The sequence below is a fragment of the Pseudomonas oryzihabitans genome, assembly GCF_001518815.1.
Taxonomy (GTDB): domain Bacteria; phylum Pseudomonadota; class Gammaproteobacteria; order Pseudomonadales; family Pseudomonadaceae; genus Chryseomonas; species Chryseomonas oryzihabitans_E.
On record NZ_CP013987.1, the window covers coordinates 756,249 to 771,344 of the forward strand.

13 protein-coding genes and 1 pseudogene are annotated in these 15,096 nt (G+C 67.2%); 5 read left to right on the forward strand and 9 right to left on the reverse strand.

The features are described 5' to 3' along the window. Window positions 1-4 precede the first annotated feature (4 nt). Window positions 5-622 (forward strand): SOS response-associated peptidase, encoded by a 618-nt coding sequence (locus tag APT59_RS03505; protein WP_059313572.1) that lies wholly within the window; start codon window positions 5-7, stop codon window positions 620-622. Here APT59_RS03505 and APT59_RS03510 read toward each other — a convergent pair whose 3' ends face one another. The 3 genes and pseudogenes from APT59_RS03510 to APT59_RS22860 all read right to left on the reverse strand — a co-directional run. After that, the gene (locus tag APT59_RS03510; protein ID WP_059313573.1) at window positions 623-2,749 is read right to left on the reverse strand and encodes a methyl-accepting chemotaxis protein; all 2,127 of its coding nucleotides are present in this window, start codon (window positions 2,747-2,749) and stop codon (window positions 623-625) included. 175 nt (window positions 2,750-2,924) lie between these two features. Next, window positions 2,925-3,809, reverse strand: a complete 885-nt coding sequence (locus APT59_RS22855) for a methyl-accepting chemotaxis protein (RefSeq protein WP_420480503.1) — start codon at window positions 3,807-3,809, stop codon at window positions 2,925-2,927. Between the two features lie 21 nt (window positions 3,810-3,830). Beyond that, window positions 3,831-5,054: pseudogene (locus tag APT59_RS22860) on the reverse strand (methyl-accepting chemotaxis protein); the annotation flags it as partial. Window positions 5,055-5,195: 141 nt separating this feature from the next. Between APT59_RS22860 and APT59_RS03520 the strand changes: the two are divergent. Continuing rightward, window positions 5,196-6,017, forward strand: a complete 822-nt coding sequence (locus APT59_RS03520; RefSeq protein ID WP_059313575.1) for a M48 family metallopeptidase — start codon at window positions 5,196-5,198, stop codon at window positions 6,015-6,017. 188 nt (window positions 6,018-6,205) lie between these two features. Here APT59_RS03520 and APT59_RS03525 read toward each other — a convergent pair whose 3' ends face one another. Together APT59_RS03525 and APT59_RS03530 are read right to left on the reverse strand one after the other, a co-directional pair. Next, the gene (locus tag APT59_RS03525; protein WP_059313576.1) at window positions 6,206-7,207 is read right to left on the reverse strand and encodes a class I SAM-dependent methyltransferase; all 1,002 of its coding nucleotides are present in this window, start codon (window positions 7,205-7,207) and stop codon (window positions 6,206-6,208) included. Between the two features lie 29 nt (window positions 7,208-7,236). Further along, window positions 7,237-8,196, reverse strand: coding sequence for a 2-hydroxyacid dehydrogenase (locus APT59_RS03530; protein WP_059313577.1), 960 nt, complete (start codon window positions 8,194-8,196; stop codon window positions 7,237-7,239). Window positions 8,197-8,290: 94 nt separating this feature from the next. Between APT59_RS03530 and APT59_RS03535 the strand changes: the two genes are divergently transcribed. Further along, the gene (locus tag APT59_RS03535) at window positions 8,291-8,878 is read left to right on the forward strand and encodes an ACP phosphodiesterase (RefSeq protein WP_059313578.1); all 588 of its coding nucleotides are present in this window, start codon (window positions 8,291-8,293) and stop codon (window positions 8,876-8,878) included. Here APT59_RS03535 and APT59_RS03540 read toward each other — a convergent pair. Together APT59_RS03540 and APT59_RS03545 are read right to left on the reverse strand one after the other, a co-directional pair. Then, on the reverse strand, window positions 8,821-9,618 hold the full coding sequence (locus APT59_RS03540) for a lysophospholipid acyltransferase family protein (protein ID WP_059313579.1): 798 nt from the start codon (window positions 9,616-9,618) through the stop codon (window positions 8,821-8,823). The genes APT59_RS03535 and APT59_RS03540 overlap by 58 nt on opposite strands. Further along, window positions 9,615-10,343 (reverse strand): GNAT family N-acetyltransferase, encoded by a 729-nt coding sequence (locus APT59_RS03545; protein ID WP_059313580.1) that lies wholly within the window; start codon window positions 10,341-10,343, stop codon window positions 9,615-9,617. The genes APT59_RS03540 and APT59_RS03545 overlap by 4 nt, the downstream gene beginning before the upstream one ends. Window positions 10,344-10,568: 225 nt before the next feature. Between APT59_RS03545 and APT59_RS03550 the strand changes: the two genes are divergently transcribed. Further along, on the forward strand, window positions 10,569-11,054 hold the full coding sequence (locus APT59_RS03550) for an FKBP-type peptidyl-prolyl cis-trans isomerase (RefSeq protein ID WP_017639847.1): 486 nt from the start codon (window positions 10,569-10,571) through the stop codon (window positions 11,052-11,054). Window positions 11,055-11,571: 517 nt separating this feature from the next. Here APT59_RS03550 and cysZ read toward each other — a convergent pair. Continuing rightward, complete coding sequence (gene cysZ, locus APT59_RS03555) at window positions 11,572-12,324, reverse strand: sulfate transporter CysZ (protein WP_059313581.1); 753 nt, start codon at window positions 12,322-12,324, stop codon at window positions 11,572-11,574. 298 nt (window positions 12,325-12,622) lie between these two features. On the opposite strand from cysZ, the gene trxB reads away from it, so the two are divergent. Next, window positions 12,623-13,597, forward strand: coding sequence for a thioredoxin-disulfide reductase (gene trxB / locus APT59_RS03560; RefSeq protein WP_059313582.1), 975 nt, complete (start codon window positions 12,623-12,625; stop codon window positions 13,595-13,597). A 205-nt stretch (window positions 13,598-13,802) separates the two neighbouring features. On the opposite strand, the gene glyA is transcribed toward trxB, so the two are convergent. Beyond that, window positions 13,803-15,056, reverse strand: a complete 1,254-nt coding sequence (glyA, locus tag APT59_RS03565) for a serine hydroxymethyltransferase (RefSeq protein ID WP_017639070.1) — start codon at window positions 15,054-15,056, stop codon at window positions 13,803-13,805. Window positions 15,057-15,096: the final 40 nt, after the last annotated feature.

Below are 15,096 nucleotides of genomic sequence, written 5' to 3' on the forward strand. Positions count from 1 at the left end.
TTTCATGTCCGGACGCTACGCCCTGTTCCGCTGGCCCACCGAATTCGCCGCGCTGCCGGGGTTGCCTGAACGGCATCCGCCGCGCTGGAACATCTCCCCCCATCAGCAGGTGCTGCTGCAGCGGCGCACGGAGGAGGGCGAGCGTCTCGACAGTGGCCGCTGGGGACTGACGCCCCCCTGGCTCACCGATCTTTCCCGCACCCCCACCCATGCCCGTGCTGAAAGCCTGGCTACCCAGCCGATGTTTCGCGAGGCCTTTCGCCTGCGGCGCTGCCTGCTGCCGGCCAATGGCTTCTATGAGTGGCGCGGCAACCACCGCAAGCGACCCTACTGGATGCTCAATGGCGAGCCGCTGGCCTGGTTCGCCGCGCTCTGGGAGGCCTATCCGGCCGGCGATCAGCTCTGGCTGTCGGTGGCCATGGTCACCCAGCCGGCCGGCCCGCTGCGCCGCCCCATTCTGCTCGACGAGGCGGGCCGTGCCCTCTGGCAGGATCCGGAAAGCTCTCCCGAGGCCCTGCAGGAAGTGCTGGCGACCGGCGGCATGCCGCTGCGCGAGCGGGTGCTGGCGGACATCGTCAACCGGCCCGAGGTGGATGGGCCGGAGTGTTTGACGCCGCTGTAGTCAGACCTTGAAGCGCGCCGCCAACTGGTGCTGTCGCTCGGCCAGTTCGCTCAGATGACCGCCGGCACGTGAAGCCTGATCCGCCTGGTCGTGTACGCCATTGGCCGCCTGGCCGATGTTGACCACGTTGCGGTTGATGTCCTCGGCCACGGCGCTCTGTTCCTCGGCCGCGCTGGCGATCTGCAGATTCATCTCGGTGATCTCGCCGACAGCCGCGAGAATGACCTCCAGAGCCCGGCTGGCGGCCTGGGTCTGTTCCACCTGATTGTCGGTCTGGGCATGACTGTCCTGCATCAGCGCCACGGCATCGCGGGTGCCGCTCTGCAAGCGCTGGATCATGCTCTGAATCTCTCCAGTGGCGATTTGGGTCTTTTGCGCTAGGGTGCGTACCTCGTCGGCCACCACGGCGAAGCCGCGGCCCTGCTCGCCAGCCCGGGCCGCCTCGATGGCCGCGTTGAGCGCCAGCAGGTTGGTCTGTTCGGCGATACCGTTGATGGTGGTGAGGATGGAGCCGATATTCTCGCTGTCGTCCGCCACCAGGCGTACCTGAGTCACGGCACGCTCGATTTCCTCGGCCAGCCTGGTGCAGTCACGAACGTTCTGCTGGACCACGCGCTGGCCTTCGCCGACCGCCTTGTCGGCCTGGGTGGCGGCCTGAGCGGCGCGGCCGGCATTGCTGGCGACATCCTGGGCGGTAGCCGTCATCTCCTGCATGGCGGTGGCCACCTGATCGATTTCCTGCAGCTGACGCTGGACGCCGTCGCGGGTGCGCTGGGCGATGTCGGTGGTCTGGCTGGCAGCCGCGTTCACGTCGCCAACCGAGTGCACCAGCTGACCGATAAGGTGCTGCAGGGAGCCGAGGAAGGCATTGAAGCCAGTCGCGATGGCGCCAAGTTCGTCCCGGCGATTGACCGTCAGCCGCTGGGTCAGGTCCCCATCGCCCTTGGCGATGTCGTCGAGCATGGCCACCATCTGCCGCAGGGGTCGGGCGATACGCAGGCTGATGAGCCAGAGCAGCAGCAGGCCGCCGCCGGCTACCAGCAGGCCCACCAGCAGCATGCCGATCATGTCGGTGCGGCGTTGCTCGCCGAGGGCCTGTTGCAGGAGCTGCAGGTCGCTGAGCACCGCGGCACGGGGCAGTTGCAGGATCAGTGTCCAGGTGGTGGCATCGCTGCCCAGGCGCAGGGGTAGATACACCTGGTAGAGGTCGTGCTGGCTGTCGAAGCGGCGGGTCACGCCGTCGCCGAGTTGCGCCAGGCCCTGGGCGGCGTCGCCGAGAATCTGTGTGGCCGGCTCGCCAAGTGCCTTGGGATCCCGGGTATAGGCCACCAGGGTGCCGCGGTTGGCGACCAGTGCCATGCTGCCGGCGCCGTCGTAGAGTCCGGCATTGGCCTGCTTGAGCTGTTCCTGGATGAAGGCCAGGGACAGATCGGCGCCGACCACGCCCTTGAAAGCGCCCTTGACCAGGATGGGCACATTGAAGGAGGACATCAGGATCTTCTGCCCATTCATCTCGTAGGGTGCCGGGTCGACGATGCAGGGTTTGAGACGCTGCCTCGGGCAGAGATAGTACTCACCCTCGCGGACCCCGGTAGGCAGGATGGTCTGGCTCTCCATGGTCGGTCCCAGCGGCTCCACCTTCAGCCCGCCCTCGGGCGTGCGATACCACCAGGGCATGAAGCGACCCGTGGCGTCATAGCCGGCTTCGCTGCGTCCGGCGTACTGGGCATCCGCGCCGTCGAAGGCATTGGGCTCCCAGCCCGCATAGACATCGAGCAGTTCGGGATTGTCGAGCAGGGTTTCCTGAAGCAGGTTGGAGAGGCCGTCGCGGTCGATCTTCAGGTGTCGTTCGGCACTGCTGTCGGCCTGGGCATTGAGCTGGGCGATGCCGCGGGCGACGGTGAGCGGCAGATCCAGCTTCTGCATCAGGTTGCCGGCGATCGCCTGGGCCTGGGCGTCCAGTCGGGCCTGGGCGGCACGTTCGGCAAGCTGGGCGGTATGGGTGTCGACCAGACTCTGGGTACGCATGCCGGCAAAGAGCACATAACCGACGAGCGCCATGACGACGGCCAGGATGCAGCTCCCCGAGAGCAGCGTGATGGTCGTACGAACTGAGCGGAAAGACATCGAGAGCACTCCAGTGCTTGGGTGGCGCCAGGCTATCGGCAGTGCACCGCTCCCCCTTTAGGGTTTTGGCCGGGTAGCCCTGCCGACGAACGCCAAGGTGTCGAGGGGGCCGGGTGGTGACCCGGCCTTGACCCCAGCCCTCGCCCAAGGGGAGAGGGGCACGAGGGTCGCGCTGCTAGACGCGGAAACGTCCCGCCAGCTGGCGTTGCTGCTCGGCCAGCTCGCGCAGCTGCTGGCCGGCACGCGAGGCGCTGTCGGCTTCGCCGTGAACCGCCTGGGCGCTCTGGCCGATGTTGACCACGTTGCGATTGATGTCTTCGGCCACCGCGCTCTGCTCTTCCGCCGCGCTGGCGATCTGCAGGTTCATGGTGGTGATCTCGCTCACGGCCGCCAGGATGGTGTCCAGGGCGCGACGGGTGGCCTCGGTCTGGGCGACCTGCGTGCTGGTCTGGGCGCCGCTGCTCTGCATCACCGTCACCGCCTCGCGGGTGCCCTGCTGCAGGCGCTGGATCATCGCCTGGATCTCGCCAGTGGCGACCTGGGTCTTCTGTGCCAGGTTGCGCACCTCGTCGGCCACCACCGCGAAGCCACGGCCCTGTTCGCCGGCCCGGGCCGCCTCGATGGCGGCGTTGAGCGCCAGAAGGTTGGTCTGCTCGGCGATGCCGTTGATGGTGGTGAGGATGGAGCCGATGTTCTCGCTGTCCTCGGCGACCCGGCGGACCTGGTCCACCGCGCGTTCGATCTCCTGGGCGAGGGCGGTACTGCTGGCGACGTTCTGCTGCACCAGCCGCTGACCTTCGTTGACCGCGCCGTCCGCCTCGGTGGCGGCGCGCGCCGCGCGACCGGCATTACCTGCCACGTCCTGCGCGGTAGCGGTCATCTCCTGCATGGCGGTCGCCAGCTGGTCGATCTCCTGCAACTGCCGCTCCACGCCGTCGCGGGTGCGCTGGGCGATATGGGAGGTGTGGTCGGCCGCCGTGGCCACCTCGCCCACCGAGCGGACCAGCTGGCCGATGAGGTTCTGCAGCGACGCCAGGAAGCTGTTGAAGCCGCCGGCCATGGCCCCGACCTCGTCACGGCGATCAGTGGCGAGGCGCTGGGTCAGGTCGCCGTCGCCCTGCCCTATGGCGTCGAGCATGGCGACCATCTGCCGCAGCGGACGGGCAATGCGCAGGCTGATCAACCAGAGCACCAACAGGCCGGCGCCGGCGACCGCCAGGCCCACCAGCAGCATGCCGATCACGTCCTGGTGTCTCTGCGTGCCCAGGGTTTCCTTGAGGCTGTAGAGATCGGCCAGCACCGCTTCGCGGGGCAGCTCGATGATCAGTGTCCAGACCTGACGGTCGTCGCCGGTGAAGCGCAGCGGCAGATAGACCTGGTAGCGCTCGCTTTTGGCATCAAAACGGCGCGTGACGCCCTCGCCAAGGTCCTTGAGACCGGCCAGGGTTGCGCCCAGCACCGGTTCGGCCGGCTTGCCCAGCTGGGCGGCGTCGGCAGTGTAGGCGACCAGGGTGCCCTTGCCGGCCACCAGGGCCATGCGCCCCACGCCGCCATAGAGACGGCCATTGGCCTTGACCAGCTGGCGCTGGATGAAGTCCAGTGGCACGTCGGCGCCGACCACGCCCTTGAAGGCGCCACCGACCAGGATGGGTACGTTGAAGGAGGCGATCAGCACCTGTTGTTCGTTGACGGTATCGGGCATGGGGTCGAGCACGCAGGTGGTACGGGACTCCCGCGGGCAGAGGTAGTACTCGCCTTCGCGCACGCCCGAAGGCAGCCGGGTCTGGCTTTCCACGGTCGGGCCGATCGGCTCCACCGTCACGTCGCCATCGAGGGTCTTGTGCCACCAGGGGGTGAAGCGGCCCTGCTCATCGTAACCGGCCGCGGCGTCGCCGCGATGGCGCTCGTCCTGGCCATCGATGGCATTAGGCTCCCAGACGGTATAGAGGCTGAGCAGGCCGGGCTGGCGCTTGAGGGTCTGGCCCAGCAGCCGGACCAGACTCTGGCGATCCAGGTCGACCTGTTGGTCGCCACCGCTGCCCATGGCCACGTTGAGCTGCGCCAGCTGGTTGGCGAGTTGCAGGGGGACGTCCAGCTGGCGCTGCAGCTGGTTGCCCACGGCTTCGGCTTCCGCGGTCAGCTGGGCCTCCGCGGCATTGGCGGCCAGGGCCTCGGTATGGGTATCGACCAGCGTGCGGGTCCGCTGACCCGCGAGCAGGGTATAGGCGATCAGGGCGATCACCACCACCAGGATGCAGGCGCCGGCCAACAGGGTGATGGAGGTGCGGATGGATCTGGAACTCATCGGGGACTCCGGAGGGCATTCAATGCCGTGGCTATCGGCGGCGCTGACGATCCATTGAGGCCTCCGGTCGCCTGCGTACGAACGTTGCCGCGCGCGACGCCCCTCTCTATGCTGTATCCGCCTCGATACCTGGAGATTCCCATGCGCCGTGTTCTTCCCCTCGCGGGCCTGTCCTTGAGCCTGCTATTGGTCGCCTGCCAGACCGTCAACACCACCTCGGGTGGCGCGGTCGGGGTGCAGCGCAAGCAGTACATGTTCAGCATGCTGTCCGAGCAGCAGGTCAACCAGATGTACGCCCAGTCCTATGCCAAGACGGTCAGCGAAGCCAAGTCCGCCGGCAAGCTGGCCAATGACAGCGCCGACGGCAAGCGCGTCGCCGCCATCGCCAAGCGCCTGATCCCGCAGACCACGGCCTTCCGCCCGGACGCGGTGAACTGGGACTGGCAGGTCAACCTGGTGCAGAGCGACGAGCTCAACGCCAACTGCGGCCCGGGCGGCAAGATATTCGTCTACAGCGGCCTCATCGATCAGCTCAAGCTGACCGACGACGAACTGGCGGCGGTGATGGGCCACGAGATCGCCCACGCCCTGCGCGAGCACAGCCGCGAGCAGATGTCGCGGGCCTATGCCATCCAGATGGGCGAGAACCTCGGCGGCGCCCTGCTGGGTGTCGGCCAGGGCGGCATGCAACTGGCCGACCAGGTATCCCAGGTGGCCCTGACCCTGCCGTTCAGCCGTGGCAACGAGAACGAGGCCGACCTCATTGGCCTGGAGCTCTCGGCCCGCGCCGGCTACAACCCCAACGCCGCCATCACCCTCTGGCAGAAGATGGCCGAGGCCAGCCAGGGCAAGCAGCCGGCGGAATTTCTCAGCACTCACCCGTCCGACGCCAACCGCACCAAGGCGCTGCAGGCGGCGATTCCCAAGGTGATGCCGTTGTATGAGGCAGCGAAGAAGGGGTGAGGGTTTGGCTAGGGGTGGCGGTTTCCCTCACCCCAACCCTCTCCCAAGGAGAAAGGGGCTGGTTGGGTACTACGGAGGTAACATTGCCGCGGTTCGGCTGCGCCTGTTGGACTTCGACGATGGAGCCGTCTCAACTTAACCTACGGATGCCGCGTAGGTTGGGTTGAGCGCAGCGAAGCCTAACAGCGTTACCGCCGCCGCGCGCTATAGACCTTGAAGCCGTCCCGCTCGGCCAGGGTGCGGCAGTTGCCGAAGGCAGCCTCGATCAATGGGGGATAGCGCAGAAAGCTGTTGGCCACCAGGCGCAGCTCGCCGCCGGGGCGCAGACGGTGTACCGCGTCGGCTAGCAGGGTCTCGGTGGTGCGATAGTCGGTCTTCACGCCACTGTGGAAGGGCGGATTGCTGACGATGGCGGCGAGCCCGGTGGGCGCCGCGGCGATGCCATCACCCGCGATCACCGTTCCGGTCAGGCCGTTGGCCGCCAGGGTCTGACGACTGCTGGCGACGGCGAAGGCGTCCACGTCCAGCAGATGCAGGGTGCTGGCGGGATAGCGGCGGGCCAGGGTGGCGCCGACCACGCCCGCGCCGCAGCCGAAGTCGAGCACCGCACCTTCGGGCAGGCCATCCAGTTGCTCCAGCAGCAGCGCCGTGCCCACGTCCAGCCGCCCATGGCTGAAAACCCCCGGCAGGCTGAAGATCTCAAGTTCCACCCCGGCCCGGGCCAGCTGCTGGCGTTGCAGCCAGGCGTCCGGACGCGGGTCGGCCTCGGTATGCGGGCCTTGCACCACCCACAGTTGGCAGTGCCGAGCACTGTCGAGCTTGCTGGCCTTGCCGAAGGCACCTAGCTGGCGCGCGGCGCGTTCGATACCGGCCTTCTTTTCGCCGACCAGATAGAGGCTGCCCTCGGTCGGCAGGCAGCGAGCCAGGGCGGTGAGCAGGAAGTCGGTGGCCTCGCGGGACTTGGGCAGGAACAGCACGGCGCCAGCGAAGTCGCCCGGGGGCGGTTCGATGCCTAGATGAGAGCGTCCCGGATAGCGCCGGGCCAGTTGCTCGGCCTCGCCAGCGTGCCAACTCCAGCCACTGGCCGCGGGCAGGGCGCTGAGCAGGTCGTCAGCCGGTAGCCCCGCCAGCAACAGGGGGCCGCCGAAGCGCTCGGGATGACGGAGGAGGACTTCGCTGCGCGGATCCATGGGGCTACCTGGCGAAAAAAGCGCGAACTTTAGCAGACCACCCGCTGCGGTGTGCCGGCGAAATGGCCTTGGGCGTTGTCGGCCAACTGGCCGATGATCCGCTGGCGCGCCTCGCGACTGCCCCAGGCATTGTGCGGGGTGACGATCAGTCGCGGAATGTCGCCGGCCAGCAGCGGATTGCCGTCGCGCGGGGGCTCCACGCTGAGCACATCGGTAGCGGCGCCGGCCAGGTGGCCGCGTCTCAGGCAATCGGCCAGGGCCTGTTCGTCGACGATGCCGCCGCGTGCGGTGTTGACCAGGAAGGCCGTGGATTTCATCGCCGCCAGTTCCGCCGCACCAATCAGGCCGCGGGTCTGCTCGGTCAGCGGGCAGTGCATCGTCAGGGCGTCCACCTGGGGCAGCAGTTCGGCCAGCGGCAGGCTGCCGGGGCGCGCCGGACGGCCGGGCAACTGACCCACCAGGGTCTGCATGCCGAAGGCTTCGGCCAGGCGCTTGACCGCGCTGCCCAACTCGCCCAGGCCGAGCAGGCCAAGGGTCTTGCCCTCCAGCTCGACGATGGGGTGATCGAGCAGGCAGAACTGGCTGGCGGTCTGCCAGCGCCCAGCGCGGATATCCGCTTGGTAGTCCGGCAAGCGGGTAGCCAGGGCCAGCAGCAGGGCCAGGGTGTGCTGGGCGACCGAGGCAGTGCCGTAGCCCTGGCAGTTGCAGACGCGTACACCCTGGGCACGCGCGGCTTCCAGGTCGATGTTGTTGGTACCGGTGGCGCTCACCAGCACCAGTTTCAATTCCGGACAGGCGGCCAGGGTCTGGGCGTCCAGCACCACCTTGTTGACGATGGCGACCTGGGCGCCGGCCAGTCGCGCGGCGATCTCGTCCGGGGCGGTGGCGGGGTACAGCTCCAGCTCGTCGAACACCGCACGCAGCGGGGCCGGGTCCAGATCGCCCAGGTCGAGGGAGGCATAGTCGAGGAACACGGCGCGAGCGGGCATGACGACTCCAGCGGAGAAGGAAAGGAGGTCCGAGCCTAGCAGCCGCGGGTCGTCCAGGAAAACCGCCCGGTTGCGGCTGGAGTATGCTGGTGGGATGAATTATCTCGCTCACCTGCACCTGGGCGGCCCTGGCCGCGAAGACCGTCTTGGCAGTCTCTATGGCGATTTCGTCAAGGGCTCGGCGGACGCCTGGCCAACCGGAATCGCCGCCGGCATCCGGCTGCATCGGCGCATCGACGTATACACCGATGACCACCCCCTGGTGATCCGGGCCAAGGCCCGGCTGCCCGCGGCGCGGCGGCGAGTGGCCGGTCTGCTGGTGGACGTCTTCTTCGATCACTGTCTGGCGCGCCTCTGGCCCGACTACGCCGATCAGCCGCTGCCGAGCTTTGTCGCGGATTGCTACCAGACCCTGCTGGACGAACCGGAACTGCCGCCGCGATTGGCCTCTATCGCCCCCCTGATGGCGCGCCAGGACTGGCTGGGCAGCTACACGGACTTCGCCGTGCTGGAACGGGTGGTGGAGGGCATGGCGCGGCGGCTGTCGCGTCCGGAACTGCTGGCCGGTGCCTTCGCCGAGCTGGACACCGCCTATGACGGCCTGCTGGAAGACTTTCGCGACTTCTATCCGCAGCTGCAGGCCTTTGCCGCTGCCGAGCGCGCGGCGCGCGTTTCCAGTTGAATCCCGAGGCGGGCGGCGATGGCCGCCTGGCATTCACCTGCCAGCACCTGGCGCGGTCGACCCTGAGGCAGGATCGGCGGCAGCAGCTCGATCCTCAGGGTGGTGCCGCCGTTGTCCAGCAGCCGCAGCAGGTGGCTGACCAGATCGTCTTCCCCGATGAAGGCGGCCGTCTGGTCGCGCGTGCCGTGGCGCCAATAGCTCAGGGCCACGGGTTGCAGCGGCGTGCCGGTGGCGATGGCCGGGCTCAGCAGCCGGCCATGAAAGGTTCGGAGTCCGCTGCCATCGGTGGTGGTGCCCTCGGGAAAGAGCGCCAGCGACAAGCCCTGTGTCAGCCGCGTGGTCAGGGCCTCGCCGAGGGCATCGCCACGCTCGGCGCCACGGCGGATGAACAGGGTACCGGCCTGGCGCGTCAGCCAGCCGGCGAAGGGCCAGTCCGCCACCTCGGCCTTGGACAGGAAACTCAATGGCCGTAGGCTGCCGAGGCCGACGATATCCAGCCAGGACACATGATTGGCCAGCCAGAGATGGGTGCCTCGCGGCACCTCGCCACTCACCTCCAGCCGCAGCCGCAGCGCCTGGGCCAGCGCCTGGAAGAAACACCGCGTCAGCTGCTGGCGCAGCACCAGGCAGGGCCGGCCACTGAGGGCGGACGCCAGCGCCACCGTCAGGGCGAACAGCGCCCCGAGCAGCAGTGCAGCCAGGACCGGCATGAGGCGCAGGGCGAGGCGCAGTCGCCTCATACCGCGGCCTTGAAATGGCGGGCATAGCGCGGGCAGAGGTCTTCGCGCTTGAGCAGGATGAAGACGTCGGCCACGCCGAATTCCGGATCCCAGCAGGGCGCACCGCAGACCTGGGCGCCCAGGCGCAGATAGGCCTTGAGCAGGGGCGGCAGTTGCACCACCAGGTTGTCCGGCACGGCGACGAAGGGCAGTGGCCGCCGCGGCGTGGCGCGGATCGCCGGGGTGCGCTCGTCCCGCGCGGCCTGGCGAAGCAGGGCAGCGGCCTGCAGGCCACCGTCGGCCATGGGCACGCTGGCGCAGCCCATCAGGTAGCGGTAGTCGCCGCAGGCCATGATCTCGGCCAGTTCCGCCCACAGCAGGGCGATGGCCGCGCCGGTGCGATGCCCGGGCGCCACGCAGGTGCGGCCGATTTCCAGCAGCGGGCCCTGCAGGGTGTCCAGACCCTCCAGCTGGAATTCGCTTTCGCTGTAGAGGCTACCCAGGTGCTCGCGCCGACGGCCGTCGAGCAGGCGCGTGGTGGCGATCAGCTCGCCGTTGCGCAGGTCACGCACCCCCAGATGCAGGCAGTGGGCATCGAAGGCATCCTGGTCGAGATTGTCGGCGAAATGCACGCCGTAGGTACTGCCGAAGACCGAGGCCCGCAGGCGCTGGGCGGCGCGGATGTCCGCGGCGGTCGACAGGCGTTCGGCGCGCAGCGCGGGTGGAGCGGACACTGGAATCGGCATGGCAGGGCTCCGGCAGTGGGTATGCAGCAAACCCTAGGTAGCCGGGATGACAGCCCCGTGAAGCGGCCATGGCGATTGCGTGACGAGCGGTCGAACACCGTTGCAGGGGCGCCCTCCAGATGCCTCCGGGCGCCAGGGGACTGACCGAACGCATTCGCAATTGCTAAGTTGGACGCGTAGACTGATGCGTCATCCTAAATTTTTCCCAGCATGAAGGTTCTGGCCATGCAGATCGCGGCGAACACGGCAGTATCCATCGACTACACCCTGACCAACGACGCCGGCGAAGTCATCGACAGCTCCGCTGGTGGTGCTCCGCTGGTGTACCTGCAAGGCGCAGGCAACATCATTCCGGGTCTGGAGCGTGCTCTGTCCGGCAAGCAGGCCGGTGACGAGCTGAAAGTGGCCATCGAGCCGGAAGACGCCTATGGCGAATACACTCCGGAGCTGGTCGCCACCCTGGGCAAGGAAATGTTTGAAGGCGTGGACGAGCTGGAAGTGGGCATGCAGTTCCATGCCTCCGGCCCGGACGGCGCCATGCAGATCGTCACCGTGCGTGACATCGACGGCGACCAGGTCACCGTTGACGGCAACCATCCCCTGGCCGGCCAGCGCCTGAACTTCGATGTGAAGGTGGTCAACGTGCGTGCCGCCAGCGACGAAGAAATCGCCCATGGTCACATCCATGGCGAAGGTGGTCACCAGCACTAAGCCTGGCAACAGGCTCCTACAACGCCCGTGTCCGGCCTTGCCGGCACGGGCGTTGTCGTTTCTGGAGTCCGTGAAGGGCGGCCCTCACCCCAACCCTCTTCCAGGGGGAGAGGGGGCTGGTTTGTTGGTGTGGGCGGGACGTGTCGTAGGTTGGGTTGAGGCGGCTCCGTCGCCGAAGCCCAACAGCTGGAAACTGTAGTATCCGGCGTGGTGGTCCGGAATTGTTGGGCTTCGCTGCGCTCAACCCAACCTACGCGGAGGATAGCCGTAGGTTGGGCTGAGGCGGCCTTATCGCCGAAGTCCAACGATCGGGAGTTGGGAGTGTTGGGCTTCGCTGCGCTCAACCCAACCTACGTGGAGGATAGCCGTAGGTTGGGCTGAGGTGGCCTTATCGCCGAAGCCCAACAATCGGGAGTTGGGGGTGTTGGGCTTCGCTGCGCTCAACCCAACCTACGTGGAGGATAGCCGTAGGTTGGGCTGAGGTGGCCTTATCGCCGAAGCCCAACGATCCGGGCGATCAAGAGCGCACCACCAATGCCTTGTCGCCCCCTTCACGCACCCAGAACAGCGTCGCCCCGGCCACGGCGGCCGGCATGAACAGGGCGTTCAGGCCGGGCACCAGCAGCGCCAGGTAGGTCACGCCGCCAAAGCCCAGGCAGCGCAGGCGGCGGGTACGCAGCCAGGCGAGCATGCTGCGGAAATCCAGCTTGTGGTTGTCGGCGGGGAAGTCGATGTACTGCACCGCCATCATCCAGACGCCGAACAGGATCCACAGCGGCGCGGCGATCAGGTTGACGCCCGGGATGAAGGTCAGCACCAGCAGCCCCAGGGCGCGTGGCAGGTAGTAGCCCAGCTTGCGCACTTCACGCTGCAAGGTGCGCGGCACCATGGTGACCAGCTCGGTGAGATTGAAGGATGGGAAATCATCCTGCCCGCGCACCAGCACCTCGACCTTTTCCGCGAGAAAGCCGTTGAAGGGCGCCGCCACCAGATTGGCCAGCATCGTGAAGGTGAAGAAGATGATCGCCAGCAGCAAGAGCACGAACAGCGGCCAGAGCAGCCATTCGACGAAGCCGGCCCAGGCGGGCAGGCTTGGCATCAGTTGGTCCAGCCAGCCCTCGAAGCCCCGTACGGCGAAGGTGAGGATGGCGGCGTAGAGCAGCAGATTGATGGTGAGCGGGATGACCACGAAGCGGCGCATGCCGGGGCGGGTCACCAGGCGCAGGCCTTCGGCGAAGTAGGCGGAGCCGGACAGGGGAGCGACAGCCATGAACATTCCTGACGAGTGGCGGGAAGGCACAGCTTACCTCAGGGCGCCATTGGCGAAGCGGTCGACATAGGCGCGCCCTATGGTCTGGATTTAGAATGCTCGCTTCTATGGATGGGCCATGCCCGTTAGGCTGAGCCCATCCTTGGACCCGGTGTCCGCCCGTCGACACCGGTCGCGCCCTCGCCAGGAGCGATGAGCGCTGCGGAACGGCTCCGCACGAACACCGGCCGGTGCGCCCCAGCGGCGCACGGGCCACTTTACTCTTTGGTCTGCCGGAGACCCCGGCAGGGAGAATGTCATGTCTGAAGCCAGCACCACGCGCCATTCGCGTCTCATCATCCTTGGTTCCGGTCCCGCCGGTTACACGGCCGCGGTCTACGCCGCTCGTGCCAACCTCAAGCCGCTGCTGATCACCGGTATGCAGATGGGCGGCCAGCTGACCACCACCACCGAGGTCGACAACTGGCCTGGCGATCCCCATGACCTGACCGGTCCGGCACTGATGGAGCGGATGCGCGAGCACGCCGAGCGCTTCGAGACCGAGATCGTCTTCGACCATATCAATGCCGTGGACTTCGGTGGCAAGCCCTACACCCTCAAGGGTGACAGTGCCACCTACACCTGCGATGCCCTGATCATCGCCACCGGCGCCAGCGCCCGCTACCTGGGTCTGGCCAGCGAAGAGGCCTTCATGGGCAAGGGCGTGTCCGCCTGCGCCACCTGCGACGGCTTCTTCTATCGCAATCGCGAGGTGGCGGTGGTCGGTGGCGGCAACACCGCGGTCGAGGAAGCGCTGTACCTGGCCAACATCGCCAGCAAGGTCACCCTGATCCACCGCCGCGAGACCTTCCGCGCCGAGAAGATCCTGCAGGACAAGCTGCGCGCCCGGGTCGCCGAAGGCAAGATGGCGCTCAAGCTCAACGCCAGCGTCGACGAAGTGTTGGGTGACAACATGGGCGTCACCGGTGTGCGCCTGAAGAACAACGACGGCAGCACCGAGGAGCTGCAGGTGGCCGGTCTGTTCGTCGCCATCGGCCATACGCCCAATACCGCGCTGTTCGAAGGCCAGCTGGACAGCCACGATGGCTACCTGGTGGTGAAGGGCGGTCGCGAGGCCAATGCCACCGCCACCAACGTGCCGGGTGTGTTCGCCGCCGGTGACGTGGCCGACCACACCTACCGCCAGGCCATCACCTCGGCCGGTGCCGGCTGCATGGCCGCCCTGGACGCCGAGCGCTATCTGGATGGGCTGGGCGATCTGCAGGTCCTTTAAGGCCTGATTGTCGCCTGACAACGAAAAACCCCGGCACTGGCCGGGGTTTTTCGTTTCCGGGGTCTTCCGGCCTGCGGCAAGAACAGGCTTGGCTGCCTTGACGATCTTCCTGGAAGTGCAACGAGCCCCGGCCGATTGGTCGGGGCTCGTTCTTTGGGTTTTCCCTCACGCCTCCTCTCCCCGGGGGAGAGAGGAGGCGTGCATCTTACTTGCCGTACACCGGCAGGCGGGCGCAGACGGCCTTGACCTTCTCGCGCACGGCGTCGATCACCGACTCGTCGCCCATGTTGCCGAGGATGTCGCAGATCCAGCCGGCCAGTTCACGGCACTCGGCTTCCTGGAAGCCACGGGTGGTGACGGCCGGGGTGCCGATACGCAGACCGGAGGTGACGAAGGGCGAGCGCGGATCGTTCGGCACCGAGTTCTTGTTCACGGTGATGAAGGCGCGACCCAGGGCGGCGTCCGCGTCCTTGCCGGTGATTTCCTGCTTGATCAGGCTGAGCAGGAACAGGTGGTTGTCGGTGCCACCGGAGACCACGTCGAAGCCGCGCTCGATGAAGACGCTGGCCATGGCCTGGGCGTTCTTGATCACCTGCTGCTGGTAGGTCTTGAACTCGGGCTGCAGGGCTTCCTTGAAGCAGACCGCCTTGCCGGCGATGACGTGCATCAGCGGACCGCCCTGGGCGCCGGGGAAGACCGCCGAGTTGAGCTTCTTCTCGATGGCTTCGTTGGCCTTGGCCAGGATCAGGCCGCCGCGCGGGCCGCGCAGGGTCTTGTGGGTGGTGCTGGTGACCACGTCGGCGAAGGGCACCGGGTTGGGGTAGACACCGGCGGCGACCAGGCCGGCGAAGTGGGCCATGTCGACGAACAGGTAGGCACCCACGGCATCGGCGATGGCGCGAAAGCGGGCGAAGTCCAGCACCTGGGAGTAGGCGGAGTAGCCGGCGACGATGACCTTGGGCTTGTGCTCCTGGGCCAGGCGCTCGACCTCGGCGTAGTCGATCAGGCCTTGCTCGTCGATGCCGTACTGCACGGCGTTGTACAGTTTGCCGGAAGAGGACACGGTGGCGCCGTGGGTCAGGTGGCCGCCGTGAGCCAGGCTCATGCCGAGGATGGTGTCACCGGCTTCGATTAGCGCCAGGTACACGGCCGAGTTGGCCTGGGAACCGGAGTGCGGCTGGACGTTGGCGTAGTCGGCGCCGAACAGCTGCTTGGCGCGGTCGATGGCCAGTTGCTCGACCACGTCGACGTATTCGCAACCGCCGTAGTAGCGCTTGTGGGGATAGCCTTCGGCGTACTTGTTGGTGAGCACCGAACCCTGGGCTTCCATGACCGCCGGGCTGGTGTAGTTTTCCGAAGCGATCAGCTCGATGTGATCTTCCTGACGCTGGGCTTCCTGCTGCATGGCGGCATACAGGTCGGCGTCGAAGCGGGCGAGGGTGGTTTCACGGCTGAACATGGCGGCAGGGTCCCCTGAGGCATGGCGAAGAGCGAGCCCG